At 60.3% G+C, this 25,873-nt stretch carries 20 protein-coding genes and 3 tRNA genes; 17 read left to right on the top strand and 6 right to left on the bottom strand.

The window, feature by feature from the left end; translation table 11 throughout:
• Window positions 1–6: 6 nt before the first annotated feature.
• The 10 genes from lgt (at window position 7) to recD (ending at window position 15,426) form a co-directional block, all read left to right on the top strand.
• The gene (gene lgt / locus F3J36_RS20850) at window positions 7–888 is read left to right on the top strand and encodes a prolipoprotein diacylglyceryl transferase (RefSeq protein ID WP_021506703.1); all 882 of its coding nucleotides are present in this window, start codon (window positions 7–9) and stop codon (window positions 886–888) included.
• On the top strand, window positions 885–1,679 hold the full coding sequence (thyA, locus tag F3J36_RS20845; protein WP_104188425.1) for a thymidylate synthase: 795 nt from the start codon (window positions 885–887) through the stop codon (window positions 1,677–1,679). The genes lgt and thyA overlap by 4 nt, the downstream gene beginning before the upstream one ends.
• 202 nt (window positions 1,680–1,881) lie before the next feature.
• Entirely contained in the window at window positions 1,882–2,352 is a 471-nt protein-coding gene (locus tag F3J36_RS20840) for a prepilin-type N-terminal cleavage/methylation domain-containing protein (protein ID WP_166720487.1), read from the top strand.
• Entirely contained in the window at window positions 2,343–2,882 is a 540-nt protein-coding gene (locus F3J36_RS20835; protein ID WP_166720486.1) for a prepilin peptidase-dependent protein, read from the top strand. Before F3J36_RS20840 ends, F3J36_RS20835 begins: the two co-directional genes overlap by 10 nt.
• Window positions 2,879–3,307, top strand: a complete 429-nt coding sequence (locus F3J36_RS20830) for a DUF2509 family protein (RefSeq protein ID WP_166720485.1) — start codon at window positions 2,879–2,881, stop codon at window positions 3,305–3,307. Before F3J36_RS20835 ends, F3J36_RS20830 begins: the two co-directional genes overlap by 4 nt.
• 1 nt (window position 3,308) lies before the next feature.
• Window positions 3,309–3,599, top strand: a complete 291-nt coding sequence (locus F3J36_RS20825) for a prepilin-type N-terminal cleavage/methylation domain-containing protein (protein WP_230857086.1) — start codon at window positions 3,309–3,311, stop codon at window positions 3,597–3,599.
• Between the two features lie 61 nt (window positions 3,600–3,660).
• Window positions 3,661–7,041, top strand: a complete 3,381-nt coding sequence (gene recC, locus F3J36_RS20820; RefSeq protein ID WP_166720484.1) for an exodeoxyribonuclease V subunit gamma — start codon at window positions 3,661–3,663, stop codon at window positions 7,039–7,041.
• Between the two features lie 107 nt (window positions 7,042–7,148).
• Window positions 7,149–10,046 carry a pitrilysin gene (ptrA, locus tag F3J36_RS20815; RefSeq protein ID WP_166720483.1) on the top strand — a complete coding sequence of 966 codons (2,898 nt, stop codon included), beginning with the start codon at window positions 7,149–7,151 and terminating at the stop codon, window positions 10,044–10,046.
• A complete protein-coding gene (recB, locus tag F3J36_RS20810) occupies window positions 10,043–13,582 on the top strand; it encodes an exodeoxyribonuclease V subunit beta (protein ID WP_166720482.1) in 3,540 nt (1,179 codons plus the stop codon). Before ptrA ends, recB begins: the two co-directional genes overlap by 4 nt.
• Entirely contained in the window at window positions 13,579–15,426 is a 1,848-nt protein-coding gene (gene recD / locus F3J36_RS20805; protein ID WP_058757057.1) for an exodeoxyribonuclease V subunit alpha, read from the top strand. The genes recB and recD overlap by 4 nt, the downstream gene beginning before the upstream one ends.
• 52 nt (window positions 15,427–15,478) lie before the next feature.
• Here recD and argA read toward each other — a convergent pair whose 3' ends face one another.
• Window positions 15,479–16,807, bottom strand: coding sequence for an amino-acid N-acetyltransferase (gene argA, locus F3J36_RS20800; RefSeq protein WP_021506712.1), 1,329 nt, complete (start codon window positions 16,805–16,807; stop codon window positions 15,479–15,481).
• Window positions 16,808–17,039: 232 nt separating this feature from the next.
• Here argA and amiC point away from each other — a divergent pair, with 232 nt between their 5' ends.
• The gene (gene amiC / locus F3J36_RS20795; protein ID WP_166720481.1) at window positions 17,040–18,275 is read left to right on the top strand and encodes an N-acetylmuramoyl-L-alanine amidase AmiC; all 1,236 of its coding nucleotides are present in this window, start codon (window positions 17,040–17,042) and stop codon (window positions 18,273–18,275) included.
• 88 nt (window positions 18,276–18,363) lie between these two features.
• On the opposite strand, the gene F3J36_RS20790 is transcribed toward amiC, so the two are convergent.
• The 3 genes from F3J36_RS20790 to F3J36_RS20780 form a co-directional block, all read right to left on the bottom strand.
• Window positions 18,364–18,440: transfer RNA gene (locus F3J36_RS20790), tRNA-Met, on the bottom strand.
• Between the two features lie 52 nt (window positions 18,441–18,492).
• Window positions 18,493–18,569 (bottom strand) — tRNA-Met (locus F3J36_RS20785).
• A gap of 52 nt (window positions 18,570–18,621) precedes the next feature.
• Window positions 18,622–18,698, bottom strand: a tRNA-Met gene (locus F3J36_RS20780).
• 207 nt (window positions 18,699–18,905) lie between these two features.
• Here F3J36_RS20780 and mltA point away from each other — a divergent pair.
• Window positions 18,906–20,054 (top strand): murein transglycosylase A, encoded by a 1,149-nt coding sequence (gene mltA, locus F3J36_RS20775; protein ID WP_021507388.1) that lies wholly within the window; start codon window positions 18,906–18,908, stop codon window positions 20,052–20,054.
• 60 nt (window positions 20,055–20,114) lie between these two features.
• Complete coding sequence (tcdA, locus tag F3J36_RS20770) at window positions 20,115–20,921, top strand: tRNA cyclic N6-threonylcarbamoyladenosine(37) synthase TcdA (protein ID WP_021507387.1); 807 nt, start codon at window positions 20,115–20,117, stop codon at window positions 20,919–20,921.
• Here the strand turns inward: tcdA and csdE are convergent.
• Both csdE and csdA read right to left on the bottom strand, forming a co-directional pair.
• Window positions 20,909–21,361 (bottom strand): cysteine desulfurase sulfur acceptor subunit CsdE, encoded by a 453-nt coding sequence (gene csdE, locus F3J36_RS20765; RefSeq protein ID WP_021507386.1) that lies wholly within the window; start codon window positions 21,359–21,361, stop codon window positions 20,909–20,911. The two genes, tcdA and csdE, sit on opposite strands and share 13 nt — an antisense overlap.
• Before the next feature lie 4 nt (window positions 21,362–21,365).
• Complete coding sequence (gene csdA / locus F3J36_RS20760) at window positions 21,366–22,571, bottom strand: cysteine desulfurase CsdA (protein WP_166720480.1); 1,206 nt, start codon at window positions 22,569–22,571, stop codon at window positions 21,366–21,368.
• Window positions 22,572–22,779: 208 nt separating this feature from the next.
• On the opposite strand from csdA, the gene F3J36_RS20755 reads away from it, so the two are divergent.
• The 4 genes from F3J36_RS20755 to rlmM all read left to right on the top strand — a co-directional run bounded on the left by F3J36_RS20755 (window position 22,780) and on the right by rlmM (window position 25,803).
• On the top strand, window positions 22,780–23,004 hold the full coding sequence (locus tag F3J36_RS20755; protein ID WP_010616412.1) for a YgdI/YgdR family lipoprotein: 225 nt from the start codon (window positions 22,780–22,782) through the stop codon (window positions 23,002–23,004).
• Window positions 23,005–23,346: 342 nt separating this feature from the next.
• Entirely contained in the window at window positions 23,347–24,264 is a 918-nt protein-coding gene (locus F3J36_RS20750; RefSeq protein ID WP_010616414.1) for a transcriptional regulator GcvA, read from the top strand.
• A gap of 50 nt (window positions 24,265–24,314) precedes the next feature.
• Window positions 24,315–24,710, top strand: a complete 396-nt coding sequence (locus F3J36_RS20745; protein ID WP_021507384.1) for a DUF423 domain-containing protein — start codon at window positions 24,315–24,317, stop codon at window positions 24,708–24,710.
• A complete protein-coding gene (gene rlmM / locus F3J36_RS20740; RefSeq protein ID WP_021507383.1) occupies window positions 24,703–25,803 on the top strand; it encodes a 23S rRNA (cytidine(2498)-2'-O)-methyltransferase RlmM in 1,101 nt (366 codons plus the stop codon). Before F3J36_RS20745 ends, rlmM begins: the two co-directional genes overlap by 8 nt.
• The last annotated feature ends 70 nt before the right edge of the window (window positions 25,804–25,873 follow it).

The following is a 25,873-nucleotide window of genomic DNA, read 5'->3' as shown; positions in this document are numbered from 1 at the left end:
TGAAAGATGACTAACGGCTACATTTCATTTCCCCAATTCGATCCGGTGATCTTCTCCATCGGACCGGTTTCGCTGCACTGGTACGGCCTGATGTATCTGGTAGGCTTTGTGTTTGCTATGTGGCTGGCGGTGCGCCGCGCCAACAAACCCGGCAGCGGCTGGAAGAAAGAAGAAGTTGAAAACCTGCTGTACGCAGGCTTCCTCGGCGTGTTCCTCGGCGGCCGCATCGGCTACGTGCTGTTCTATAACCTGCCGCTGTTCCTCGACAACCCACTCTATCTGTTCAAAGTGTGGGACGGGGGCATGTCATTCCACGGTGGTCTGATTGGCGTGATCGTGGTGATGCTGATCTTCGCCCGCCGTACCAAACGCACCTTCTTCCAGGTCTCTGATTTCATTGCGCCGCTGATCCCGTTTGGCCTCGGTGCTGGCCGTCTCGGCAACTTCATCAACGGGGAACTGTGGGGCCGCGTGGCGCCTGACTTTAAATTCGCCATGCTGTTCCCGGGTTCGCGCAGCGAAGATCTCGCGCTGGCGGCCAATAACCCGCAGTATCAGGAACTGCTGAACACGTACGGCGTGCTGCCGCGCCATCCGTCACAGCTGTACGAGCTGTGCCTGGAAGGCATTGTGCTGTTTATCATCCTCAACCTGTTTATTCGCAAGCCGCGCCCGATGGGCAGCGTCTCCGGCCTGTTCCTGATTGGCTACGGCGCATTCCGCATTATCGTGGAGTTTTTCCGCCAGCCGGATGCCCAGCTTGGCCTGTTCGAAGGCGGTATCAGTATGGGCCAGATTCTGTCGATCCCGATGATTCTGGCCGGAGTGATTATGATGGTCTGGGCGTATCGTCGTCGCCCGCAGCAACAAACGCGTGAGGTAAAATGAAACAGTATCTGGATTTGATGCAACATGTGCTGAATGAAGGCGCAGAAAAGGCCGACCGTACCGGTACCGGCACGCTCTCCATCTTTGGCCACCAGATGCGTTTCAATTTGCAGGACGGTTTTCCGCTGGTCACCACCAAGAAGGTGCATCTGCGCTCAATCATTCATGAGCTGCTGTGGTTCCTAAAAGGCGACACCAACATCGGCTACCTGAAAGAGAACAAGGTCACCATCTGGGACGAATGGGCGGATGAAAACGGCGATCTGGGACCGGTCTACGGCAAGCAGTGGCGCAGCTGGGGCAATGCTTCCGGCGAAGAGATCGATCAAATCAGCAAGGTGATTGAGCAGCTGAAACGCGATCCGGATTCGCGCCGCATTATCGTTTCGGCATGGAATGTCGGTGAGCTGGATCAGATGGCGCTGGCGCCGTGCCACGCGTTTTTCCAGTTCTACGTGGCGAATGGCAAGCTGTCGTGCCAGCTGTACCAGCGTTCGTGCGATATCTTCCTCGGCCTGCCGTTCAATATCGCCAGCTATGCGCTGCTGGTGCATATGGTGGCACAGCAGTGCGATCTTGAGGTGGGCGATTTCGTCTGGACCGGCGGCGATACGCACCTGTACAGTAACCATCTCGAACAGGCGCGACTGCAGCTGACGCGTGAAACGCGACCGCTGCCGAAACTGGTGATTAAGCGTAAGCCCGCGTCGATTTTTGATTACCAGTTCGATGATTTTGAGATCGAAGGCTACGATCCGCATCCGGCGATCAAAGCGCCGGTTGCCGTGTAATCTGCCGCTCTTCAGCATCAGGCCCTGCCATCGTGCAGGGCTTTTTTTTTGCCTGGCCCCGTCCGCTTCTGCGGGGATTTTCTGAATCCGACGCGCAAAAAAAGGGTGTTGTCTGCACCGGGCATAACTTTCCTGCGGCACGCTTTCCATCTTCTCTGTTTGCCGCTGTTGCTTTTCATCCGGCAGGCGCAGAGTGCCGGTTATGAACAGAACCCAAAACGCCGGCTTTACGCTGCCGGAACTGCTGCTGGTTATGGTGATTGCCGGCATCCTCAGCATCGCAGCCTTACAGGGCTGGCAGCGCTGGCAACAGTATCAGCAACTGCGTGACAGCGTTCTGCAGCTGCAGAGCTTTTTGCTACGGCTGCGCGCGCACGCCAGCTGGCACAACCGCGACCTCAGCCTGTGGCTGCAACCGGGCGAAAACGGCTGCCTCGGCACCGGGCCGCAGCCTGCAGAAGGGTGTCAGCTGCCGTCGCGCTGGCTGTTCCGGCCGCCTTATCGCGAAGTGCGCATCACCGCGCTGATCGGCGAGCCGGGCTTTTACGGCCGACGCGATGTGGCCCGGCCCGGCAGTATCGAACTGGAGAGCGCGGCTGGCCGCTGGCGCGTCATCCTCTCCGCCCGGGCGCGCATCCGGGTCTGCCAGCCGGGAGAGAAGGGATGCGAATAGCGCAGGGGGGCTTCAGTCTGCTGGAGATGCTGATCGCCATGGCGATTGGCGCGGTGCTGATGGTCAGCGTTGGCCGCTTTCTGCCGCTGCTGCTGGAACAGAACCTGCGGCTGCAGCAGCGGGTCCAGCTGCAACAGGAGCTGCAGCAGATTGCCGGCTCGCTGGCCAAAGCGCTGCGCCGTGCCGGTTACTGTCACGGTCAGTGCGGCGGTGCGGCGCTCACGCTGGTGAGCGGCGGCAGCTGTGTACTGCTGCGATGGGACGAAAACAGTAACGGACGCTGGGAAGGCGTCGGTCACAGTGAAAGCGATTATTACGGCTATCGTCTGCGCAACGGACAGCTGGAGATGCAGCGCGGCGTGGACGAGTGCAACAGCAACGGCTGGGAGCGCATCACCGATCCGGCATTCCTCACCCTCAGCACCTTCCGGGTTGAGCGCCAGGGCACGCGGCTGCTGTTGCAGCTGGCCGCCACGGCGGGCCGCCAGCAGGCAGAGCTAACGATGATAGCGGAGGGGCTGAATCTGTGAAGCAGCGCGGCAACAGCACGCTAGGCATGGTGGTGATGTTACTGCTGATGGGCGGGCTCACGCTGCACGCCGCGCGCACGCAGCTGGTGCAGGGCATGGCGCTGGTCGCCGACGAGCAGCAGCATCAGCAGGATTTCTGGCAGGCGCAGGCCGCGTTAACGTGGGGCCGGCAGCAAAACTGGCCGCGGGCCGCGGGCTGGCAGTGTCAGACCGCTCTGACCGATGCGTGGCAAAGCTGTCTGCTGCGGCAGGAGGAGAACAATGGCTTATTATCGGCGCGCGGCACCGGACGTGCGCTCGTGCTCTATCAGTGGGTATCGCTGCGCTACGGTCAGCTGCAGCCACAGCCGCATGGCTGGATCGACTACTGCCCGCTGGCGAAGGCGGAGCAGTGTCAGCTGCCAGAGGCGACAGCAGGGTTTTAGCCTGGCGGAAACGCTGGTCGCCATGCTGCTGCTGGCGATGACCATCAGCACGCTGCTGCAGTATCATCGCGCACTGGCGCTGGGATTTAGCCAGCAGTGGCAGCAGCGCCAGGCGTGGCAGGTAGCCGGGCAGGCGCTGCTCGGGCGTGATACTGCCGGCTGGCACATTGTGCACCAGCCGCAGAGTTTACCTGGCGGCTGCGTGCTGGATCGCGTTACTGTCACCGGACCCCATCAGCGCACGGCGTCACTGGCGCGGCTCAATTGCCGCGAAGGTGATGCCGGCGGGTAGGCAGGCCAGACGATTAAGGGTAGAGTGACCGGGCTGCGCTTTCCCTTCTTTAAGGAGTTTTATGTTCCGGGTTTACCACTCCAATCGGTTAGATTTATTGAAAGACTTAGCGGTAGAGCTGATAAAACTCCAGCCGCTGGCCGATCCGCTCGCGGCTGAGCAGGTGCTGGTACAGAGCCCGGGCATGGCGCAGTGGCTGCAGATGGAGCTGGCTAACCGCTTCAACATTGCCGCCAACATTGATTTTCCGCTGCCCGCCAGCTTTATCTGGAGCATGTTCGTTAAAGTGCTGCCGGATATCCCGGAAGAGAGCGCTTTCACCAAAGCCAGCATGAGCTGGAAGCTGATGCACCGGCTGCCGGTGCTGCTGGAGCAGGAGGCATTTCAGCCGCTGCGCAGCTATCTGCATGACGACGACGATCAGCGCAAACTCTACCAGCTCAGCGCGCGCGTGGCGGATCTGTTCGACCAGTATCTGGTCTACCGCTCCGACTGGCTGAACCGCTGGGAGCGCGGCGAACAGGTGGACGGGCTGAGCGATGCTCAGCAGTGGCAGGCGGCGCTGTGGCGCGATCTGGTCGAATTCACGCGCAGCCTCGGTCAGCCGATGTGGCACCGTGCCAACCTCTATGCACGGTTTATCCAGGCGCTGGAGCAGGCGTCAACGCCGCCGCCGGGGCTGCCGCAGCGCGTCTTCATCTGCGGTATCTCTGCGCTGCCGCCGGTTTATCTGCAGGCGCTGGAAGCGCTGGGCCGCCACATTGATATTCACCTGCTGTTTACCAATCCCTGTCGTCACTACTGGGGCGACATTCAGGATTACGCCTTCCTCGCGAAGCTGCAGAGCCGCCAGCGGCTGCGGCTGCATTCGCAGGAGACGCAGCCGCTGTTCCGCGATCCGGATGCCGCGCCTGCGCTATTTAACGAACTGGGCGAGCAGCAGCTGACCAATCCACTGCTGGCCTCGTGGGGTAAGCTGGGCCGCGACAACCTGTTTCTGCTGAGCCAGATGGAGTCAGCCGCCAACGACATCGATGCGTTTGTGGAGATGTCACCGGATAATCTGCTGCACTGCCTGCAGGCCGATCTGCTCAATCTTGACGATCGCGCGGTGATTGGGCTCAGCGCTGGCGAGCTGGCCGACAGCATGGACAAGCGCCGCCTCGATCCGCACGATCGTTCCATCACGCTGCAGGTGTGTCACAGCGCCCAGCGTGAAGTGGAAGTGCTGCAGGATCACCTGCTGGCGCTGATGGAAGCCGATCCGGAGCTGAAGCCGCGCGATATTATCGTCATGGTGGCAGACATCGACAGCTACGCGCCTTTTATTCAGGCGGCTTTTGCCAGTGCGCCGCCTGAGCGCTATCTGCCGTTCGCCATTTCTGACCGGCGCGCCAGTCAGGCGCATCCGGCCATCCTCGCGCTGCTCAGCCTGCTGGCACTGCCGGACAGTCGCTTTGCCTCAGAAGAGGTGCTGGCGCTGCTGGAGGTGCCGGCGCTGGCACAGCGTTTCTCCGTCGAGGAGAGCGGCCTGCGCCTGCTGCGCCGCTGGGTGATGGAATCCGGCATCCGCTGGGGACTGGATGATGCCAGCGTGGAAGCGCTGGCGCTGCCGGTCACCGGCCAGCACACCTGGCGCTTCGGCCTGCAGCGTATGCTGCTGGGCTACGCGCTGGAAAGCCGCAACGGCGACTGGCAGGGCATTCTGCCGTATGACGAATCCAGCGGCCTGATCGCCGAGCTGGCGGGCCATCTGGCCGAGCTGCTGGCGCGGCTCGACAACTGGCGCACGCGCCTTGCGCAGACGCGCACCCTGGCCGAGTGGTTGCCGCTGTGCCGCGAGCTGATCGACAGCTTCTTCAGCGGCGATGCCGACAGCGAGGCGGCGCTGCTGCTGGTCGAAACGCAGTGGCAGGAGATCATTGAACAGGGGATGCAGGCCGCCTATCAGCAGCCGATTCCGGTCACGCTGCTGCGCGATGAGCTGCGTTCGCGCCTCGATCAGCAGCGCATCAGCCAGCGCTTCCTGGCCGGGCCAATCAACTTCTGTACGCTGATGCCGATGCGCTCCATCCCGTTTAAAGTGGTGTGCCTGCTGGGCATGAACGACGGCGTGTATCCGCGCACCCTGGCGCCGCTCGGTTTTGACCTGATGCAGCAGCAGACGCGGAAAGGCGATCGCAGCCGGCGTGATGATGACCGCTATCTGTTCCTTGAAGCGCTGATCTCGGCGCAGCAGCAGCTGTACATCAGCTACATTGGCCGGGCGATTCAGGACAACACCGAGCGCTATCCCTCGGTGCTGGTGACTGAACTGGTGGATTATCTGGCGCAAAGTTTCTGTCTGCCGGGCGATGAAGCCTGTGAGCCGGACGTCAGTGAGCAGCGGGTGCGGGCACATTTGCAACGCCTGCATAGCCGCATGCCGTTCGCGGCGGAAAATTTCCAGCCGGGAAGCCACGTGCAGAGCTTCGCCGCAGAATGGTTGCCAGCGGCGACCGGCAGCGGCGTGGCGCAGCCCGGGTTTGTCCAGCCGCTGCCGGTTCAGCCGCTGACCACGCTGTCGCTGGAGCAGCTGCTGCGCTTCTGGCGTCATCCGGTGCGGGCGTGGTTTCAGCAGCGCCTCGGCGTGGCTTTCTGGATGGAGGAGAGCGAGCTGCCGGACAGCGAACCGTTCGCACCGGACAGCCTGGAGCGCTATCAGATCAACGCTGAACTGCTGAATACGCTGGTCAACGGTGACGATCCGGCCCAGCTGTATGCGCACCATCGCGCCGCCGGTAATCTGCCTTACGGCGCCTTCGGGGAACTTTTCTGGCAAAGCCAGACCGAAGAGATGCAGGAGGTGGCGGCGGAAGTGAGCGCGCAGCGGCTGCCGGCGGAGAGCTGGGAAGTCAACCTGACGCTGGGCGCAACGCAGTTGACCGGCTGGCTGACTCAGGTGCAAGCTGATGGGCTGTTACGCTGGCGTCCGGGCGTGCTCAACATCAACGATGGCCTGCTGCTGTGGCTGGAACATCTGGTGTATTGTGCGCTGGGCGGCAACGGCACTAGCCGCATGTATGGTCGCAAACAGAGCCGCTGGTGCTTCGCGGCCGTGGCACCTGCCCAGGCGCAGGCGCAGCTGGCTGAATATGTGGCCGCCTGTGAGGCGGGTCTGGCGCAGCCGCTGCTGCTGCTGAATAAATCCGGCGGCGCCTGGCTGGACGCCAGCTTTGACAGCAAATCCGGCCAGCTTCAGGAAGATGACGCCACGCAGAAAAAGGCGCTCAACAAGCTGTTGCAGGCGTGGCAGGGCGGCTACCAGGTTGAAGGCGAGGGCAGCGATCCCTATCTGCAGCGCCTGTGCCGCACGCTGGACGAGCCGACGCAGCAGCAGATCATCGCTGCGGCGCGTCAGTGGTATTTGCCGGTGCGCCTCGCGCATCAGGATGATGAATAGCAACGGAAGTGCGGCCTGTACCTTGGCAGCCACCGTCTTATAAGAAAGTGTTTGAGTATCCCGACCGGCGCAACGCCGGCGGATAAGGGTAACGTTAAGGGGTTGAAATGCGGATTTACGCACGCTGGATAGGAGCGCTGCTGCTGAGCATGCTGGCGCTGAATGCCTTTGCCGACGACGGGCGCGGCTGGCAGCCGATTGATGAAACCATCCGCAAGAGCGATCACGATCCGCGCAGTTATCAGGCCATAACCCTGAGCAACGGCATGACGGTGCTGCTGGTGTCGGATGCTGCCGCGCCGAAATCACTGGCAGCGCTGACGTTACCGATCGGTTCTCTGGACGATCCCGACAGTCAGCTGGGCCTGGCACACTATCTGGAACACATGGTGCTGATGGGGTCAAAAAATTATCCGCAGCCGGATAACCTGGCGGAGTTTCTCAAGAAGCACGGTGGCAGCCACAATGCCAGCACAGCCTCGTACCGCACCGCGTTTTACCTGGAAGTTGAAAACGATGCGCTGCAACCGGCGGTGGATCGTCTGGCGGATGCGATTGCGCAACCCCTGCTCGACCCGACCAACGCGGACCGCGAGCGGCATGCGGTTAACGCTGAGCTGACGATGGCACGCTCGCGCGATGGGCTGCGTATGGCGCAGGTTGGCGCGGAAACCCTTAACCCGGCGCACCCCGGCTCGCGCTATTCGGGCGGTAACCTTGATACCCTTAGTGACAAACCCGACAGCAACCTGCATCAGGCGCTGCTCGATTTCTATCACCGCCACTACTCGGCGAATCTGATGAAAGCGGTGATTTACAGTAACAAACCGCTGCCGGAGATGGCGACGATCGCTGCCGAGACTTTTGGTCGCGTGGCCAATCATCAGGCCAGCGTGCCGGACATTACCGTGCCGGTGGTCACCGATGCGCAGAAAGGCATCATCATTCATTACGTGCCAGCGCAGCCGCGCAAGCAGCTGAAAATTGAGTTTCGCATCGCCAACGACAGCGACCAGTTCCGCAGCAAAACCGACACCTTAATCAGCTATCTGCTGGGCAACCGCAGCAAAAATACCCTGAACGACTGGTTGCAGCAGCAGGGACTGGCGGATGGCGTCAATGCCGGCGCGGATCCGATGACCGAGCGCAACAGCGGCGTGTTTGCCATCTCGGTTTCGCTGACCGACAAAGGTCTGGCGCAGCGCGATCGCGTGGTGGCTGCAGTATTCAGCTACCTTGATATGCTGCGCAAACAAGGCATCGACAAGCGCTATTTCGATGAAGTTGCGCACGTGCTGGCGCTGGATTTCCGCTATCCATCAATTACCCGCGATATGGATTACATTGAGTGGCTGGTGGATACCATGCTGCGCGTGCCGGTGACGCACACGCTGGATGCACCTTATCTGGCCGACCGCTATGATGCGGCCGCGATCAACGCCCGTCTGGCTGAGATGACGCCGCAGAACGCCCGCATCTGGTACATCAGTCCCGCTGAGCCGCACAACAAACAGGCTTACTTTGTGAATGCGCCTTATCAGGTGGATAAAATCAGCGCCGCGCAGTTCAGCGCCTGGCAGCAGCAGGCGCAGCAGATTCCGCTGTCGCTGCCGACCCTGAATCCCTACATTCCGTCGGATTTCTCCCTCATCCCCTCTGACGGTAAGCATTACGATCATCCGGTGGCGCTGACCAGTGGCGACAGCATGCGCATCTACTGGATGCCGAGCCAGTTCTACGCCAGCGAGCCGAAGGCCGCTATTACGCTCGCGCTGCGTAACAAATCCGCGATCAGCGATGCGCGCCAGCAGGTGTTGTTTGGTCTCAACGACTACCTCTCCAGCCTGGCGCTGGATGAGCTGAATTCGCAGGCCTCGGTGGGCGGCATCAGCTTCTCCACCGGTGAGGACGACGGGCTGGTGTTCAATGCCAGCGGCTTCACCCAGCGCCTGCCGGAGCTGCTGAAAAAGCTGGTAGAAGGCTACGCCAGCTTCCAGCCGGATGCGCAGCAGCTGGAGCAGGCGAAATCCTGGTATCTGGATCGGCTGGAAGCAGCGGAAAAGGGCAAAGCATTTGAACAGGCGATTCAGCCGATGCAAATGCTGTCCCAGCTGCCTTATACCCAGCGTGAGGCGCGACGCCAGCTTGTGAAACAGATCACGCTGCAGCAGGTGATGGATTACCGCGATGCGCTGATCCAGCATGCCACGCCGGAAATGATGGTGGTCGGCAACCTGTCGGCGGATCGCGTCAGGCAGCTGGGCGAAGAGCTTAAACAGCAACTGCACAGCGCGGGGCATGGTTACTGGCACAGCGATTATGTGGTGGTGGATAAGCCGATCAAAGCCAACCTGCAGAAAACCGGCAGCAGCACCGACTCGGCGCTGGCGACGCTGTATGTGCCGCTCGGCTACAGCGAGTATCAAAGTATGGCTAACAGCACCATGCTGAGCCAGATTGTGCAGCCGTGGTTCTACAATCAGCTGCGCACCGAGGAGCAACTGGGCTATGCGGTGTTCGCTTATCAGATGCCGATTGGCCGCCAGTGGGGCATTGGCTTCCTGCTGCAAAGCAACAGTAAAGCGCCCGCTTATCTTATGCAGCGTTTCCAGGCGTTCTATCCGCAGGCGGAACAGCGTCTGCGCAGCATGAAAGCGGAAGATTTCGCCCAGTATCAGCAGGCACTGATCAACGACCTGAAACAGCGTCCGCAAACGCTGGATGAAGAAGCCAACCGTTACAGCCGTGATTTCAATCGCCAGAACTTCGCGTTTGATACGCGCGAAAAAGCCATTGCGCAAATTCAGCAGCTGACACCGGCCAGCCTGGCTGACTTTTTCCATCAGGCCGTGCTGGCGCAGCAGGGCATGGCGATGATCTCGCAGATTGGCGGCAGTCACGATGGCACCCACGATGCGGATTATGCGCCGCTGCCGGGCTTTACCACCTGGGATGAAGTCGCCCGGCTGCAGCAGTCGCTCTCCGTGAAGAGTGATGCGCCATGAGTCAGCGCCCTGAATCGCTCAATCCCCTGACGCTGCCGCTGCTGGGTGAGCGTCTGATTGAGGCCTCCGCCGGCACCGGTAAGACCTTTACCATTGGTCTGCTCTACCTGCGTTTACTGCTGGGACTTGGCGGGCAGAATGCCTATGCGCGCCCGCTGTCGGTGGAAGAGATTCTGGTGGTGACCTTTACCGAAGCCGCCACCGCCGAACTGCGCGGCCGTATCCGGGAAAATATTCATGAGCTGCGGCTGGCCTGTCTGCGCGGCGTCAGCGCAAATCCGATGCTGATGCAGCTGCTGGCCGACATTGCCCAGCCCGCTGAGGCGGCCTCGCTGCTGCTGGCGGCGGAACGGCAGATGGACGAGGCGGCGATTTTCACCATTCACGGCTTCTGCCAGCGCATGCTCAATCTCAACGCGTTTGAGTCCGGCATGCTGTTCGAGCAGCAGCTGATTGAAGATGAACAGCAGCTGTTGCGTCAGGCGACGGCGGATTTCTGGCGGCGCCACTGCTATCCGCTGACGCTGGATATTGCGCGCGTCATCGTTGCGGAATGGAGCGGGCCGGAACAGCTATTGTCGACGTTGCGCCCGTGGCTGCAGGGCGAGTCGCCCAGCCTGCGTCTGGCGCCGCACGACAGTGAAACCCTGACATCACGCCACAGCAGCAACCTGGCGCGTATTGCCGAAATGAAAGCGCAGTGGCGTGCGCTGGGCGAAGAGGTGCTGACGCTGGTCGGGCAGTCTGATGTTGATAAGCGCAGCTACAGCAGCAAAAACCTGCCGCTGTGGGTCAGTAAAGTCAGCGCCTGGGCGCAGAGCGAGACCGCGGATTACCAGATTCCCGCCGAGCTGGCGCGTTTCGGTCAGCAGGTGCTCAATGAAAAAACCAAAAAGGGCGCGCCACCGCAGCACCCGTTGTTTGCCGCCATAGATACGTTCCTGGCGCAGCCGCTGTCGCTGCGCGATTTGGTGATTGCACGCGCGCTGGTGGAGGTGCGTCACGCGGTGCGTAAAGAGAAACGCCTGCAGGCGCTGCTGGGGTTTGACGATCTGCTGAGCCGGCTGGACGAGGCGCTGCAACAGCCCGGCGGCGAGCAGCTGGCGCAGGCGATTCGCCAGCGCTTTCCGGTGGCGCTGATTGACGAATTCCAGGATACCGACCCGCTGCAGTACCGTATTTTCCGCACGCTCTATTTACAGCAGCCGCAGCATGCGCTGCTGCTGATTGGCGACCCGAAACAGGCTATCTACGCCTTCCGCGGTGCGGACATCTTTACCTATATCCGCGCGCGCAGTGAAGTTCACGCGCACTACACGCTGGATACCAACTGGCGCTCGTCACCGGCGATGGTGGAGAGCGTCAATCAGCTGTTTATGCGCCAGCCCGCACCGTTTCTGTTTGCGGACATCCCGTTTCTGCCGGTCAATGCCGCGCCGCCCAATCAGCGTTTGTCACTGAGTATCGACGGCGAGGAACAGGCCGCGCTGCGCTTCTGGCTACAGCCGGGCGCAGGCTGCAGCGTCAGCGAATACCAGCAGCTGATGGCGCAGCAGTGCGCCGCTGATATCAGCCGCTGGCTGCAGGCGGGTCAGCAACAGCGCGCGCTGCTGGGCAAAACGCCTGACCAGCGGCCGGTGCAGGCCTCGGACATTACCGTACTGGTGCGCAGCCGGAACGAAGCCAATCTGATTCGCGCCGCGCTCAATCAGCTCGGCATCCCTTCGGTGTATCTCTCCAACCGCGACAGCGTGTATACCACGCCCGAGGCGCGAGAACTGCTGTGGCTGCTGCAGGCGATCCTCGCGCCCGAACAGGAGCGGATGCTGCGCACCGCGCTGGCCACGTCGCTGTTTGCCTTTGATGCCGCGCAGCTGGACGCGCTGGATCAGGATGCACGCGGCTGGGATGCGCTGGTGGATACCTTTGCCCGCTGGCAGCAATTGTGGCACCAGCGTGGCGTACTGCCGATGCTGCGTCAGCTGATGCTGGAGCGCCAGCTGGCAGAAAACCTGCTGGCCTCAGAGAATGGCGAGCGTCGCCTGACCGATCTGCTGCACCTCGGCGAACTGCTGCAGGAGGCGGCGGCCCAGCTCGACAGTCCGCACGCGCTGGTGCGTTATCTGGCGCAGCAGATCGCCCGACCAGACAGCCAGTCGGCCAGCCAGCAGCTGCGGCTGGAGAGCGACCGCCACCTGGTGCAGATTGTCACTATCCATAAATCCAAGGGGTTACAGTATCCGCTGGTGTGGCTGCCGTTTGCCGCCGGTTTCCGCGAGACCGATATCGCGCTCTATCACGACCGCGAGCATTACAACGCGGTGCTGGATTTGCAGAATGATGAGCAAAGTCTTGCGCTGGCAGAGCAGGAGCGGCTGGCAGAGGATTTACGCCTGCTGTACGTGGCGCTGACGCGTTCGGTGTATCACTGCAGCGTCGGCGTGGCACCGCTGTTTCGCGGCACGCGCAAGAAAGAGGGCGAGAGCGATTTACATAAAAGCGCGCTGGGTTTCCTGCTGCAGCGCGGCGAGCCGGCCACCGCAGAACAGCTGGCGAGTTTACTGCACGACATCAGCGTGACCGGAACCGAAGTGGTGATGGCGCAGCCGCAGGGCCATGAACGCTGGCAGGCGCTGGACGAGGTTGACGATGAGCTGGATGCGCGCAGCGTCACGCGCGCGCTGGCCGATCCGTGGCGTGTCACCAGCTACTCCGGGCTGCAGCAGCACGGTAGTCACCGTCTGCTGGATGTGATGCCGGGCTTCGATGCGGAAGCGGTCGGGGAAGATCGCGAGGCGGAAGTGCTGGAAGCCGCGCTGACGCCGCACCATTTCCCGCGTGGCGCAGCGCCCGGGACTTTCCTGCATACGCTGTTTGAATCGCTCGACTTCACCCAGCCGCCGTCAGCGCCGCAGCTGGAACAGCAGTTGCAGCAGAGCGGCTATCCGCTGCACTGGCAGCCGATGCTGAGCGAGTGGATTACCCGCGTAGTGAACACGCCGCTCAACACTGAAGGGATCCGGCTGAGCGACATCACACCGGGCAATCGCCTGATCGAGATGGAGTTCTATCTGCCGATTGATGGACTGCTGACGGCACCGGCGCTGGACGCTTTGATGCGGCAGGATCCGCTGTCGCGTCAGGCACCGCCGCTCGACTTCCGTCAGGTGCAGGGCATGCTGAAAGGCTTCATCGACCTGGTATTTCGCTGGCAGGGCAAATACTATCTGCTGGATTACAAATCTAACTGGCTGGGCGAGAGCCATCAGGCATACACACCGCAGGCGATGGCGCAGGCGATGATCGACCACCGTTACGATTTGCAGTATCAGCTGTATACGCTGGCGCTGCATCGCTATTTGCAGCACCGCCTGACGGATTACGATTATGAACAGCATTTTGGCGGCGTATTCTATCTGTTTTTACGCGGCATGGATGGCAGCTTGCCGGATAACGGGGTGTTCCATACCCGACCAACATCAGATTTCGTTTCACAACTGGATAGCCTGTTTCGCGGGCCGGGAGCAGCAGCATGAGTAGCATGAGTACGCTATTGGCACAGGCGGCAGAACTGCGCCTGCTGCGGGCGCTGGATATTCAGTTTGCCCGGCTGCTGGCCGACGACGATCGGCCCGCGCATCTGCTGGCGGCTGCCTGTCTCAGCGCGGAAGCCGGTGACGGTCACGTCTGCCTGCCGCTGTCGCAGCTTACCCGCGAAGGGCTGTTCAGCGGTCGTCATCCGGAGCTGGCACACGCCATCTGGCAGGCCGCCGGCGAGCCGCAGGACTGGCCGACGCTGCTGGCGGACTGGCAGGCGCTCAGCGCCAGCGATCGCCCGGCACCGGTGGTGCTGCGTGATAACCGGCTCTATCTGCACCGGCTCTGGCATCACGAAGGAGAAGTGGCGCGCTTCTTCCAGCCACAGGCAGCGCCGCAGCTGTTTGCGCCCGAACAGGTGCGCAGCGTGCTGGATACCTTTTTCGGCAGCCAGCCTGAGGACTGGCAGAAAATTGCGGCGGCGGTGGCGCTGACGCAAAAAACCGCGGTGATCTCCGGCGGGCCCGGCACCGGCAAAACCACCACGGTGGCGAAGCTGCTGGCGGCGCTGATTCGCCTCAGTGAGGGAACGCTGCGCATTCAGCTGGCCGCCCCTACCGGTAAGGCGGCGGCGCGGCTCACCGAGTCGCTGGGTAAGGCGCTGCGCAGTCTCGACGTCAGCGATGCGGAGCGCCAGCGTTTTCCGGCAGAAGCCACCACGCTGCACCGTTTACTCGGTGCCCAGCCGGAGACGCAGCGCCTGCGCTACCACGCCGGTAATCCGCTGCATCTCGACGTGCTGGTGGTCGATGAAGCCTCGATGGTCGATCTCGGCATGATGGCAAACCTGATCGCCGCGCTGCCCGCTCACGCGCGGGTGATTTTTCTCGGCGATCGCGACCAGCTGGCCTCGGTTGAAGCCGGTGCGGTACTCGGGGATATCTGCCGCTGTGCTGAGGCGGGCTACAGTCCGGTGCGCGCGCTGCAGCTCACCACGCTGACCGGCTGCGAGGTTGCCGGCACCGATGATGCGGTGGCCCCGGCGGTGCGTGATGCCATCTGCCTGCTGCGCAAAAGCTACCGTTTTGCGGCGCACTCCGGCATCGGTCAGCTGGCTGCGGCGGTCAACGCCGGCGAAGCGCAGGCGGTCGAGGCGGCCTTTCAGGCGGGCTTCAGTGATATCGTGCGCCAGCCGCTCAACGATGCCGAAGCGTATCAGGCGATGCTGACGCAGATTGCCGAAGGCTATCGGCCATTTCTCCAGCTGATTAACCAGCGTGCCGCACCGGCCGAGGTGATTGCTGCGTTTGGCCGTTATCAGCTGCTGTGCGCGCTGCGCGAAGGGCCATTTGGCGTGCAGGGGCTCAATCAGCGTATTGAGCATAAGCTGATGCAGCTGCAGCTGATTCGGCGTCCGGCAGGGGGCAGCCGCTGGTATCAGGGGCGTCCGGTGATGGTGACGCGTAACGACAGCGCGCTCGGCCTGTTCAATGGTGACATCGGCATTACGCTGTTCGATGAGGAAGGGCTGCTCAAGGTGTTTTTCCCGCTGCCCGATGGCAGCATCAAAGCGGTACAGCCAAGTCGCCTGCCGGCCCATGACACGGCATGGGCGATGACGGTGCACAAATCACAGGGTTCGGAGTTTGACCACACCGCGCTGGTGATGCCGGCTCAGTTCCTGCCGGTACTGACGCGCGAGCTGATTTACACGGCTATTACCCGGGCGCGCAGCCAGCTGACGCTGTTCAGTGATGAAGCGGTGTTCCGGCGCGCGGTGCAGTTGCGCACGCAGCGGCGCAGCGGGCTGCTGGATCGCTTAGGGGGAGAAGAGGGCAGATGATTGCGCCGCCGCGGGGACTTTCCCTCAGCGGCGCTTTGATGAGCAGTGGCGCTTAGCGTAAGTCTGCCATCAGCACTTTGGAACGACGCTGATAGTTGTACATCTGCTTTTTGCTTTCAGGCAGCGACTCAATATCCACCGGCGTGAAGCCGCGCTCCTGGAACCAGTGGATACTGCGCGTGGTCAGCACGAACAGCTTCTTCAGCCCCATCTGCCGCGCCTGCAGCGCCACGCGCTCCAGCAGCAGCTCGCCGCGTGACGAGCTGCGATAGTCGGGGTGCACCGCCACGCAGGCCATCTCGCCGATTTGCTCGTCCGGGAACGGATAGAGCGCTGCGCAGGCGATGGTCATGTTGTCGCGCTGAATAATGGTGAATTTATCGATCTCCATCTCCAGCTGCTCGCGTGAACGGCGCACCAGAATGCCCTGCTGCTCCAGCGGACGAATCAGTTCGAGAATCCCGCCGATGTCGTTGATGTTGGCGCGGCGAATCTGCTCGGCCGACTCCATGACAATCTGCGTACCGATACCGTCACGCGAGAACAGTTCCTGCAGCAGTGCGCCATCTTCCTGATAGCTAATCAGATGGCTGCGGCGCACGCCGCTGCGGCAGGCTTTGACCGCACCACGCAGGAAGCGCACGGTGCCGGAGAGAAAATCACCGTCGCTCTCCATTTCATCAATACGCGTCTGCGCCTCGTTCGGGAACAGCTCGGAAATGATGGTGCCTTCGCGGTCGGTTACGCCCTGTTCGGAGCAGAAACCGATCATCTTCTCGGCTTTCAGCTTAATCGCCAGCTGCGTCGCCACCTCTTCCGAGGTCAGGTTAAAGCTTTCGCCGGTCACCGAGACCGCCACCGGCCCCAGCAGCACAATGGCATTGTTATCCAGCTGACGATGGATCGCCTCTTCGTCAATGCGGCGGATGCGGCCGCTGTGGCAGTAATCGACGCCGTCATCCACGCCCAGCGGCTGAGCGATGATGAAGTTACCGCTCACCACATTAATATGCGCGCCCTGCAGCGGCGTATTATTCAGGCTCATCGACAGACGCGCCGTAATATCGAGCTGTAAACGCCCGGCCGCCTGCTTCACCAGCTCCAGCGATTGGGCATCGGTCACGCGCGTGTGTTTGTGATAAATCGGCTCCAGCTGCTGCTGCGCGAGGCTGGCATCGATCTGCGGCCGCGCGCCATAAACCACTACCAGGCGAATGCCGAGACTATGCAACAGGCCGATATCGTTAACGATGCTGGAGAAGTTCTCATGCTCGATGGCCTCGCCACCCAGCATGATGACAAACGTCTTGTCACGGTGGGCATTAATATAGGGAACGGTATGGCGAAAACCCTGAACCAGTTCGGTACTGCGTTCCTTCACGGCAAACCCTCTGTGAATGTTTATTCGAAATTTATGTATTTTTATGCTCTTTCGCCGCTTTTTGCAAGTATCGGACCTGACGTTACTTTACGATTTTCCTGATGCAAGCCACGCTAACAGACTGCATTATCTGGTTTTTCCGGCAAGACAAGACATTCCTCATTGAATAAAGTTTTCGCCTTCTGCTCGTCAACTGACGATTTTTTAGACATAACACAGTAGCTGGAGCGGCATGTCCGAAGCTTTTACCCGAAGACGACTTTTACAGGGCGCAGGTGCGCTGTGGTTGCTGAGCGTGACGCGCAGCGGTTTTGCGGCCAGTCAGCACATTGTGGCCGTGCGCATCTGGCCATCCTCGACTTACTCGCGCGTGACGCTGGAATCCAGCGTCGCGCTGCACTATAAGCAGTTCACGCTGAGCAATCCCGAACGGCTGGTGATCGATATCCAGAACCTGCAAATCAACAGCGCGCTGAAAGGCATTGATAAGCTGGTGCGGGTGGACGATCCCTACATTAAAACCGCGCGCGTCGGTCAGTTCGATCCCACCACGGTGCGCGTGGTGCTGGAGCTGAAGCGCAGCGTGGCACCGAAAACCTTCACCCTCGATCCGGTCGCCGGTATTCGCCACCGGCTGGTGGTCGATCTCTATCCCAGCCAGTCGTCACAGGAAGAGGATCCGCTGCTGGCGTTACTGAAGGATTACAACCAGGGTGAACTGGAGCGCGATCAACCGGCGCAGGCGCCGCTACCGGGTAAAGCCGGGCGCGATCGACCGATTATTATCATGATCGATCCCGGTCACGGCGGGGAAGATCCCGGCGCGCACGGCAAGTACAAAACGCGCGAGAAAGATATCGTGCTGAAGATTGGACGCTATCTGAAAGCGCTGATCGACAAAGAACGTAATATGAAGGCTTACATGACGCGCAACGAAGATGTATTTATACCGCTGCGCGTGCGGGTCGCGAAAGCGCGCAAGCAGCGCGCCGATCTGTTTGTCTCAATTCACGCCGACGCCTTTACCAGCCGGGCGGCGCGCGGCTCTTCGGTCTTCGCGCTCTCCACCAGCGGCGCAACCTCGGCCGCCGCGCGCTTTCTCGCCCAGACGCAGAACGAAGCGGATTTGATCGGCGGGGTCAGCATGAGCGGCGATCGCTATCTCGACCACACCATGTTCGATATGGTGCAGCGGCAGACCATCAGCGACAGTCTGAAGTTTGGCAAAGAAGTGCTGACGCGCATGGGCCACATTAACCACCTGCATAAACGCACGGTGGATCAGGCCGGCTTTGCGGTGCTGAAAGCGCCGGATATCCCGTCGATTCTGGTGGAAACGGCGTTTATCAGTAACGTCGAAGAGGAGCGGAAGCTGCGTACGCCGCGCTATCAGCATCAGGTGGCGGAAGCCATTCTGCACGGTATTAAGGCGTATTTTGACAAAGGCGGCGTGCTGGCACGACGTTAGGGCAGGGCGGCAGCGATGCCGCTTTTTACCGGGCGCAGAAACAAAAAAACACCCGTCAGGGTGTTGTGATGTTCTTCGTCAGAAGAAGTGGTTGCGGGGGCCGGATTCGAACCGACGACCTTCGGGTTATGAGCCCGACGAGCTACCAGGCTGCTCCACCCCGCGTCCGTCTGTCGCACTGAGCGACTTTGCACATTGTATTCTTCGTTAAGACAATTGGTTGCGGGGGCCGGATTCGAACCGACGACCTTCGGGTTATGAGCCCGACGAGCTACCAGGCTGCTCCACCCCGCGTCCGTCTGTCGCGCTAAGCGACTTGCCACATTGTCTCTTCATCACGAAGAATTGGTTGCGGGGGCCGGATTTGAACCGACGACCTTCGGGTTATGAGCCCGACGAGCTACCAGGCTGCTCCACCCCGCGTCCGTGGATGCGCACTATACACCGGGCGTATGATGATGCAACCCCTTTTTTGCGTTAAAGCGCTAAATAGACAAACAGTTGCTGAATTATTTGGCCATTGGACGATTTATTATACAGATGTGAGCGCGCTAGCCTGCGGCAGATTTCATTCTGTCTGCCCCTTTGCTATCGTCGCCGTGCAAACAACCAGCTTAAAAAGAGAAGGTAATGAAAGGACATTGGGCGAAGTATGCACTTACTGGCGCATTTCTGGCGCTGTTAGCCGGTTGTAGCTCTAAGCCGACCGATCGCGGTCAGCAATATATTGATGGCAAGCTGGAGCAACCGCTCGGGCTGGTGAATGAGCCGAACGCCAAAGGGCGTCCGGTCAATGGCCGTGATTTCGGCCTGCAGGTGCAGCAGATCCAGTCGGCGTCGTCCGGTCTGTATGGCCGCAACCTCGGCACTTACAGTGCGATTCAGAACTGGCTGCTCTCCGGCGCCGATACGCGTCAGCTGCGCCAGTTCGGCCTGAACGCCTATCAGATGGAAGGCACCGACAGCTACGGCAACGTACAGTTTACCGGTTACTACACGCCGGTGGTGGAAGCGCGTTATACCCGTCAGGGCGAATTCCAGTATCCGATTTATCGCATGCCGCCGCGTCCGCGCGGACAGAAGCTGCCAAGCCGCGCTTCTATCTATAGTGGCGCACTGGATGAGCGTTATGTGATTGCCTGGAGCAACTCGCTGATCGACAACTTTATGATGGACGTGCAGGGTAGCGGCTATGTCGATTTCGGCGATGGCCGTCCGCTGCGCTTCTTCGGTTACGGCGGCAAGAACGGCTGGGCTTACCACAGTATTGGTAAAGAGCTGATCGATCGCGGTGAAGTGAAGCGCGAAGACATGTCGATGCAGGCGATTCGGCAGTGGGCGCAGGAGCACTCACCGCAGGAAGTGCGCAACGTTCTGGAAACCAACCAGTCGTTCGTGTTCTTCAAGCCGGAAGAGTATGTGCCGGTGCGCGGTGCCAGCGCGGTACCGCTGATTGCCAAAGCCTCGGTGGCGTCCGATCGTTCGCTGATTCCCGCCGGTACGGCGCTGCTGGCTGAAGTGCCGCAGCTGAATGAGAAGGGCAAATTCAACGGCAAATATGAGATGCGCCTGATGGTCGCGCTGGACGTGGGCGGCGCGATCAAAGGCCAGCACTTCGATATCTACCAGGGCGTCGGCCCGGATGCGGCGCATCTGGCGGGCTTCTACAACCATTATGGCCGCGTCTGGGTGCTGAAAGCCGCACCGGGAACCGGCCAGCCGCTGTTCAGCAATCCGCAAAACGGCAATAATGGTTCATTGATTATCGGCGCAAATTGATAGGCTGTGCACCCTGGGTTTGTCGGGTGCGCGTCTGCGCATCGTACTAAAAGGTTAGCTATGAAAGTTGTCAGCGACGCCTGGCGCCAGCGATTTGGCGGCACGGCGCGTCTCTACGGGCAGGAAGCACTGCAGCGTTTTGCCGACGCGCATTTCTGCGTCATCGGCATCGGCGGCGTCGGTTCCTGGGCGGCCGAAGCGCTGGCGCGCACCGGCATCGGTAAAATTACCCTGATCGACATGGACGATGTGTGTATTACCAATACCAACCGTCAGATTCATGCGTTGCAGGGGCATGTCGGCCAGGCGAAAACCGAGGTGATGGCGCAGCGTATTCATGCCATCAATCCGGAGTGTGAGGTGATCTGCATCGATGACTTTATCACGCCGGACAATACCGCGGAGCTGATGGCGGCGGGGTTCGACTATGTGATCGACGCGATTGATAGCGTGCGCCCCAAGGCTGCGCTGATTGCCTGGTGCCGGCGCAATAAGATCCCGCTGATCACCACTGGTGGCGCCGGCGGACAGATTGATCCGACGCAGATTCAGGTCAGTGACTTAGCCAAAACCATTCAGGATCCGCTGGCTGCCAAACTGCGCGAGCGGCTGAAAAGTGATTTTGGCGTAGTGAAAAACAGCAAGGGTAAACTGGGGATCGACTGCGTGTTCTCTACCGAGGCGCTGGTGTATCCGCAGCCGGACGGCAGCGTATGCGCTTCGCGCAGCACGGCGGAAGGGCCAAAGCGCATGGACTGTGCCGCCGGCTTTGGTGCGGCCACCATGGTGACCGCCACCTTTGGTTTTGTTGCGGTGTCGCACGCGCTGAAAAAATTCCTCGCGCGCGCGGCGCGTCAGTCTGCCTGATGCGCGCGGGCGGCACGCTGTACCGCCTCTGCCAGCGCCTGTAAACCACTGCTGCGCGAGGCGCTCAGCTGCGCGCGCAGCCCTAAGGTATCAAATAGCGCCAGCGGGTCTGTGGCTAACAGGGCCGCGGGCGTTTTTCCTTCCACCGCTGTCAGCAGCACCGCCAGCAATCCGCGCACAATGCGCCCCTCACTGTCGCCGTAAAAATGCAGCGTGCCGTCGGCCCGCTGCTGGCTGCTGAGCCAGACGCGGTTTTCGCAGCCGGACAGCTCAATTTCCGCCGTTTTCAGCGCTTCCGGCAGCGCCGGCAACTGGCGGCTGAGCTGAATCAGCTGGCGATAGCGATCTTCCCACTGATGAAAATGGGCAAACTTCTCCGTCAGGCTGGCTTCGGTAATCAGATCCCCAAACGGATGGGGGGCAAGCAGGGCTGATGTCATTACGTTACTCACTCAGTAAATCTACGGCATGGTGCATGGCGCGCACCAGCGCGTCCACGTCCTGCAGATTATTATAGGGGGCAAATGAGACGCGCAGCGTGCCGCTGACGCCAAGCGCCGCCATCAGCGGCTGGGCACAGTGCTGGCCGGCGCGCAGCGCGATGCCCTGTTCCGCCAGCAGCGTCACGATATCGCTGTGGTGAATACCGGCGATATCAAACGCCAGCAGGCTGGCGCTGCCGCAGCGGAAACTGCGGAAGCCGGGAATAGCGCTGAGTTGCTCTTCGGCAAGGCTGGCCAGCTGCTGGCTCCAGCGTTCGGCTTTCCCTGCATCATATTGTGTCAGCCAGTCCAGCGCCGCACTCAGCCCGACCACGCCCGCCACGTTCGGCGTGCCTGCTTCAAAGCGCCACGGCACCGGCTGCGGCGTGAAGCCGCTGAAATCGACCTGCGTCAGCATTTTGCCGCCGCCCTGCCACGGCGCCATCGCGTCCAGCAGCTCCGCTTTGCCGTACAGCACACCAGTGCCCATCGGACCGTACAGCTTGTGCGCGGAAAAGGCGTAGAAGTCGATATCCAGCGCCTGCACATCCGGCGGGCAGTGCACTACGCCCTGAGCGCCATCCACCATCACTTTCGCCCCGACGCCGTGCGCCAGCGTAATCGCCTGCGCCAGATCCGGACAGCCGCCGGTCACGTTAGACATCTGACCTATCGCCAGCAGCCGGGTGCGTGCGTTAAGTAACTGCGGCAGCAGGGCGATATCCGGCCGCCGGTCTGCGCCAATCGGCCACTTTATCACTTTCGCACCGCTGGCCTGTGCCACCATCAGCCACGGCACCAGATTGGCGTGGTGCTCGGCTTCGCTCACCACAATCTCGTCGCCCGGTTGCAGACGCGGTGCCAGCCAGCTGTGCGCCACCAGGTTGATGGCTTCCGTGGTGCCACGCGTCCAGACGATTTGCCGATCGTCCGCCGCCTGCAGCCAGTGCGCCACGCGCGCGCGCGCCTGTTCATACTGTGCCGTCAGCGCGCGGGCAGCGGCGAACTGGCTGCGGTGGACGGTGCCGCCGCTCAGCGAATAAAACTGCGCGGTCGCGTCAATCACCGCCTGCGGCTTCAGCGCGGTGGCAGCGCTGTCGAGATAGACACCCGCATCGCTCAGCGCGGGAAACTGCTGACGAAACTCGCCAGGAGAGAAATGGGTCATACTCAGCTCACTTACTTGGATGTTAGGACCAGGCTGAAAGCCACGCCGTGGCCTGGCAAAGCTGGAAAAGCGCGTTATGCTAATTATTGCAAGGTTTGAACCGAAACCCGCATAACGAATCGGTCTGTTCCAGTCGATCGCTCTGTTTGCTACCACTGGTCAGCGCACGCGGGTGGTTTAATGCAATCAATCTGCAAGGAGATAGAAGATGAATAAACTCGCCGCAGTGCTGGCCGTGTGCACCATGGCCTTTACCCTGGCCGCCTGTTCCAGCAACTACGTCATGCATACTAATGATGGTCGCACCATTGTTGCGGATGGCAAACCAAAAGTTGACGATGAAACCGGTATGATCAGCTATAAAGATGCCAATGGCAACGAGCAGCAGATTAACCGCTCAGATGTGAAAGAGATGGTGGAAATGGGCCAGTAAGCCCGGTTAGCAGGTAAAAAAAAGCACCGCAATTTGCGGTGCTATTTAAAATCACTATGGACAGACAGGGTAAATCTACAGGAATTAAAAGTTTGATCTGCAATCGTCAGATCAAAATGCAAACACAACATCACGACCACAAGCCAAAAGCTCTCTAAAAGTCTGCGATCTCTCGCACGTTTCCAGAAATCTTTTCGTTCCGGCTCAGGAAGTGCGGCAACTATAGGTATTTGCTGGAGCTTCCTCAACGGACAAATTATAATGTCTCGGATTAAAAAATCTAATACGTAACGACTTTGTATAAGTTGCAGTGTTACGCTGTCAATCCGGGTACGGAAAACCATGTCAAAACGCCTTCCGCCGCTTAATGCTCTTCGCGTCTTCGACGCTGCGGCCCGTCATTTGAGCTTCACCAAAGCCGCTGAGGAGCTGTTTGTAACCCAGGCGGCTGTCAGCCATCAGATTAAATCGCTGGAAGATTTTCTTGGTCTCAAGCTGTTTCGCCGGCGCAATCGTTCGCTGTTACTGACCGAAGAGGGTCAAAGCTACTATCTCGATATCAAAGAGATTTTTTCGGCACTGAACGATGCCACGCGCAAACTGCAGGCGCGCAGTGCCAAAGGGGCTCTCACCGTCAGCCTGTTGCCGAGTTTCGCCATTCAGTGGCTGGTTCCGCGCCTTTCCAGCTTTAATCTGGCTTATCCGGGCATTGATGTGCGTATCCAGGCGGTGGACCGTGATGAGGAGAAGCTGGCCGACGATGTCGACGTGGCGATTTTTTACGGCCGCGGCAACTGGCCCGGTTTGCGGGTAGAGAAATTGTATGCCGAATATCTGCTGCCGGTGTGCTCGCCGCTGCTGCTGACCGGCGACAATCCGCTCAAATCACCAGCCGATCTGGCGCATTTCACGCTGCTGCATGACGCCTCGCGCCGTGACTGGCAATCCTATATTCGTCAGCTGGGCTTGCAGCACATTAATGTTCAGCAGGGGCCGATCTTCAGCCACAGCGCCATGGTGCTGCAGGCGGCGATCCACGGCCAGGGCGTGGCGCTGGCCAATAACGTGATGGCGCAGAGTGAAATTGAGGCCGGACGGCTGGTCTGTCCTTTCAACGATGTCTTAGTGAGTAAAAATGCTTTTTATCTGGTTTGTCATGACAGCCAGGCAGAACTGGGTAAAATAGCCGCCTTTCGGCAGTGGATTCTGGAAAAAGCCGCAACTGAACAAGAAAAATTCCGCTTCCGCTACGATCACTAACGCGTTGCCTGCCGCACAGTGATGTGCGGTTTCACCTTGAGGATAAATGAATGTCCAGTCGTGCCATGTTTATATTTGCCGCCATCAGCGGCTTTCTGCTGGTGGCGTTTGGTGCTTTTGGGGCGCACGTGCTGAGCAAAGCGCTCGGCGCGGCCGAGATGGCGTGGATCCATACCGGCCTTGAATATCAGGCGTATCATACGCTGGCGATTATCGGTATTGGCGCAGCGATGCTGCGTCGCGCCAATATCTGGTTTTACTGGAGTAGCGCCGCGATGGCGCTGGGTATCGTCCTGTTCAGCGGCAGCCTGTATTGTCTGGCGCTGTCGCACCTGAAGTTTTGGGTGTTTGTTACGCCGGTTGGAGGCCTGTGCTTCCTGATTGGCTGGTTTTTGATGTTGATTGGCGCGCTGCGTCTGAAACGAAAGGCAGATCGCCATGAATAAAGTTTTACTCTATTGCCGTCCGGGATTTGAGAAAGAGTGTGCGGCAGAAATCAGTGCCAAAGCAGCGGAACGTGAAATCTATGGTTTTCCACGTGTTAAAGACGACGCCGGTTACGTGCTGTTTGAGTGCTATCAGCCGGAAGAGGCGGAAAAACTGATCGCCACGCTGCCGTTCGCGGAGCTGATTTTTGCCCGGCAAATGCTGGTGGTGGGCGAGCTGCTGCGCGATCTCCCGCCGGAAGATCGTATTACCCCGATTGTCGGTATGCTGAGCGGCGTAGTGGAGAAGGGCGGCGAGCTGCGTGTTGAAGTGCCCGACACCAATGAAGCCAAAGAGCTGACCAAATTTTGCCGCAAGCTGACGGTACCGCTGCGCGCCAGCCTGCGCGACAGCAAAATCCTGCTGAATTATGAGAGCAATAAACGTCCGGTAGTGCATGTGTTCTTTATCGCGCCGGGCACCTGCTACGTAGGTTATTCGCTGCCGCACAACAACTCGCCGTTTTACATGGGCATTCCGCGCCTGAAGTTCCCGGCCGATGCGCCAAGCCGCTCTACGCTAAAGCTGGAAGAAGCATTCCATGTGTTTGTGCCGGCCGATGAGTGGGACGAACGGCTGGGCAGCGGCATGTATGCGGTCGATCTTGGTGCCTGCCCCGGCGGCTGGACCTATCAGCTGGTGAAGCGCAGCATGTGGGTCTACGCGGTGGATAACGGCCCGATGGCGCCGAGCCTGATGGATACCGGACAGGTTACGCACTGCCGCGAAGACGGTTTCAAATTCCGCCCGCCGCGCAGCAACATCAGCTGGCTGGTGTGCGACATGGTGGAAAAACCGGTGCGCGTCGCCAGCCTGATGACCGAATGGCTGGTCAACGGCTGGTGCCGTGAGGCGATCTTCAACCTCAAGCTGCCAATGAAAAAGCGCTATGAAGAAGTTACGCAGAACCTGGCAATGATGGACGCGGCGCTGAAGGAGAAGGGCGTAAACGCGCAGATCCAGGCGCGCCAGCTGTATCACGACCGCGAAGAAGTGACCGTGCATGTGCGCCGGATCTGGGCGGCAGTCGGCGGACGGCGCGACGAACGCTAGTTCTGCTTCATGCTTTGCACTACCGCGGCGCTGGCTGCGCCTGCTTCATACTTTGCACTACCGCAGCGTT

The organism is Pantoea sp. Cy-640 (assembly GCF_011752635.1).
Lineage (GTDB): Bacteria > Pseudomonadota > Gammaproteobacteria > Enterobacterales > Enterobacteriaceae > Pantoea > Pantoea dispersa.
Note: the sequence above shows the minus strand (reverse complement) of the source record. Positions and strands in the feature narration are given on the sequence as shown.

What these genes read in the sequence shown, in the direction of transcription:
- lgt (WP_021506703.1), top strand. Translation starts at nt 7, where the DNA reads ATGACTAACGGCTACATTTCATTTCCCCAATTCGATCCGGTGATCTTC.
- thyA (WP_104188425.1), top strand. Translation starts at nt 885, where the DNA reads ATGAAACAGTATCTGGATTTGATGCAACATGTGCTGAATGAAGGCGCA.
- F3J36_RS20840 (WP_166720487.1), top strand. Translation starts at nt 1,882, where the DNA reads ATGAACAGAACCCAAAACGCCGGCTTTACGCTGCCGGAACTGCTGCTG.
- F3J36_RS20835 (WP_166720486.1), top strand. Translation starts at nt 2,343, where the DNA reads ATGCGAATAGCGCAGGGGGGCTTCAGTCTGCTGGAGATGCTGATCGCC.
- recC (WP_166720484.1), top strand. Translation starts at nt 3,661, where the DNA reads ATGTTCCGGGTTTACCACTCCAATCGGTTAGATTTATTGAAAGACTTA.
- ptrA (WP_166720483.1), top strand. Translation starts at nt 7,149, where the DNA reads ATGCGGATTTACGCACGCTGGATAGGAGCGCTGCTGCTGAGCATGCTG.
- recB (WP_166720482.1), top strand. Translation starts at nt 10,043, where the DNA reads ATGAGTCAGCGCCCTGAATCGCTCAATCCCCTGACGCTGCCGCTGCTG.
- recD (WP_058757057.1), top strand. Translation starts at nt 13,579, where the DNA reads ATGAGTAGCATGAGTACGCTATTGGCACAGGCGGCAGAACTGCGCCTG.
- amiC (WP_166720481.1), top strand. Translation starts at nt 17,040, where the DNA reads ATGTCCGAAGCTTTTACCCGAAGACGACTTTTACAGGGCGCAGGTGCG.
- mltA (WP_021507388.1), top strand. Translation starts at nt 18,906, where the DNA reads ATGAAAGGACATTGGGCGAAGTATGCACTTACTGGCGCATTTCTGGCG.
- tcdA (WP_021507387.1), top strand. Translation starts at nt 20,115, where the DNA reads ATGAAAGTTGTCAGCGACGCCTGGCGCCAGCGATTTGGCGGCACGGCG.
- csdE (WP_021507386.1), bottom strand. Translation starts at nt 21,361, where the DNA reads ATGACATCAGCCCTGCTTGCCCCCCATCCGTTTGGGGATCTGATTACC.
- csdA (WP_166720480.1), bottom strand. Translation starts at nt 22,571, where the DNA reads ATGACCCATTTCTCTCCTGGCGAGTTTCGTCAGCAGTTTCCCGCGCTG.
- F3J36_RS20755 (WP_010616412.1), top strand. Translation starts at nt 22,780, where the DNA reads ATGAATAAACTCGCCGCAGTGCTGGCCGTGTGCACCATGGCCTTTACC.
- F3J36_RS20750 (WP_010616414.1), top strand. Translation starts at nt 23,347, where the DNA reads ATGTCAAAACGCCTTCCGCCGCTTAATGCTCTTCGCGTCTTCGACGCT.
- F3J36_RS20745 (WP_021507384.1), top strand. Translation starts at nt 24,315, where the DNA reads ATGTCCAGTCGTGCCATGTTTATATTTGCCGCCATCAGCGGCTTTCTG.
- rlmM (WP_021507383.1), top strand. Translation starts at nt 24,703, where the DNA reads ATGAATAAAGTTTTACTCTATTGCCGTCCGGGATTTGAGAAAGAGTGT.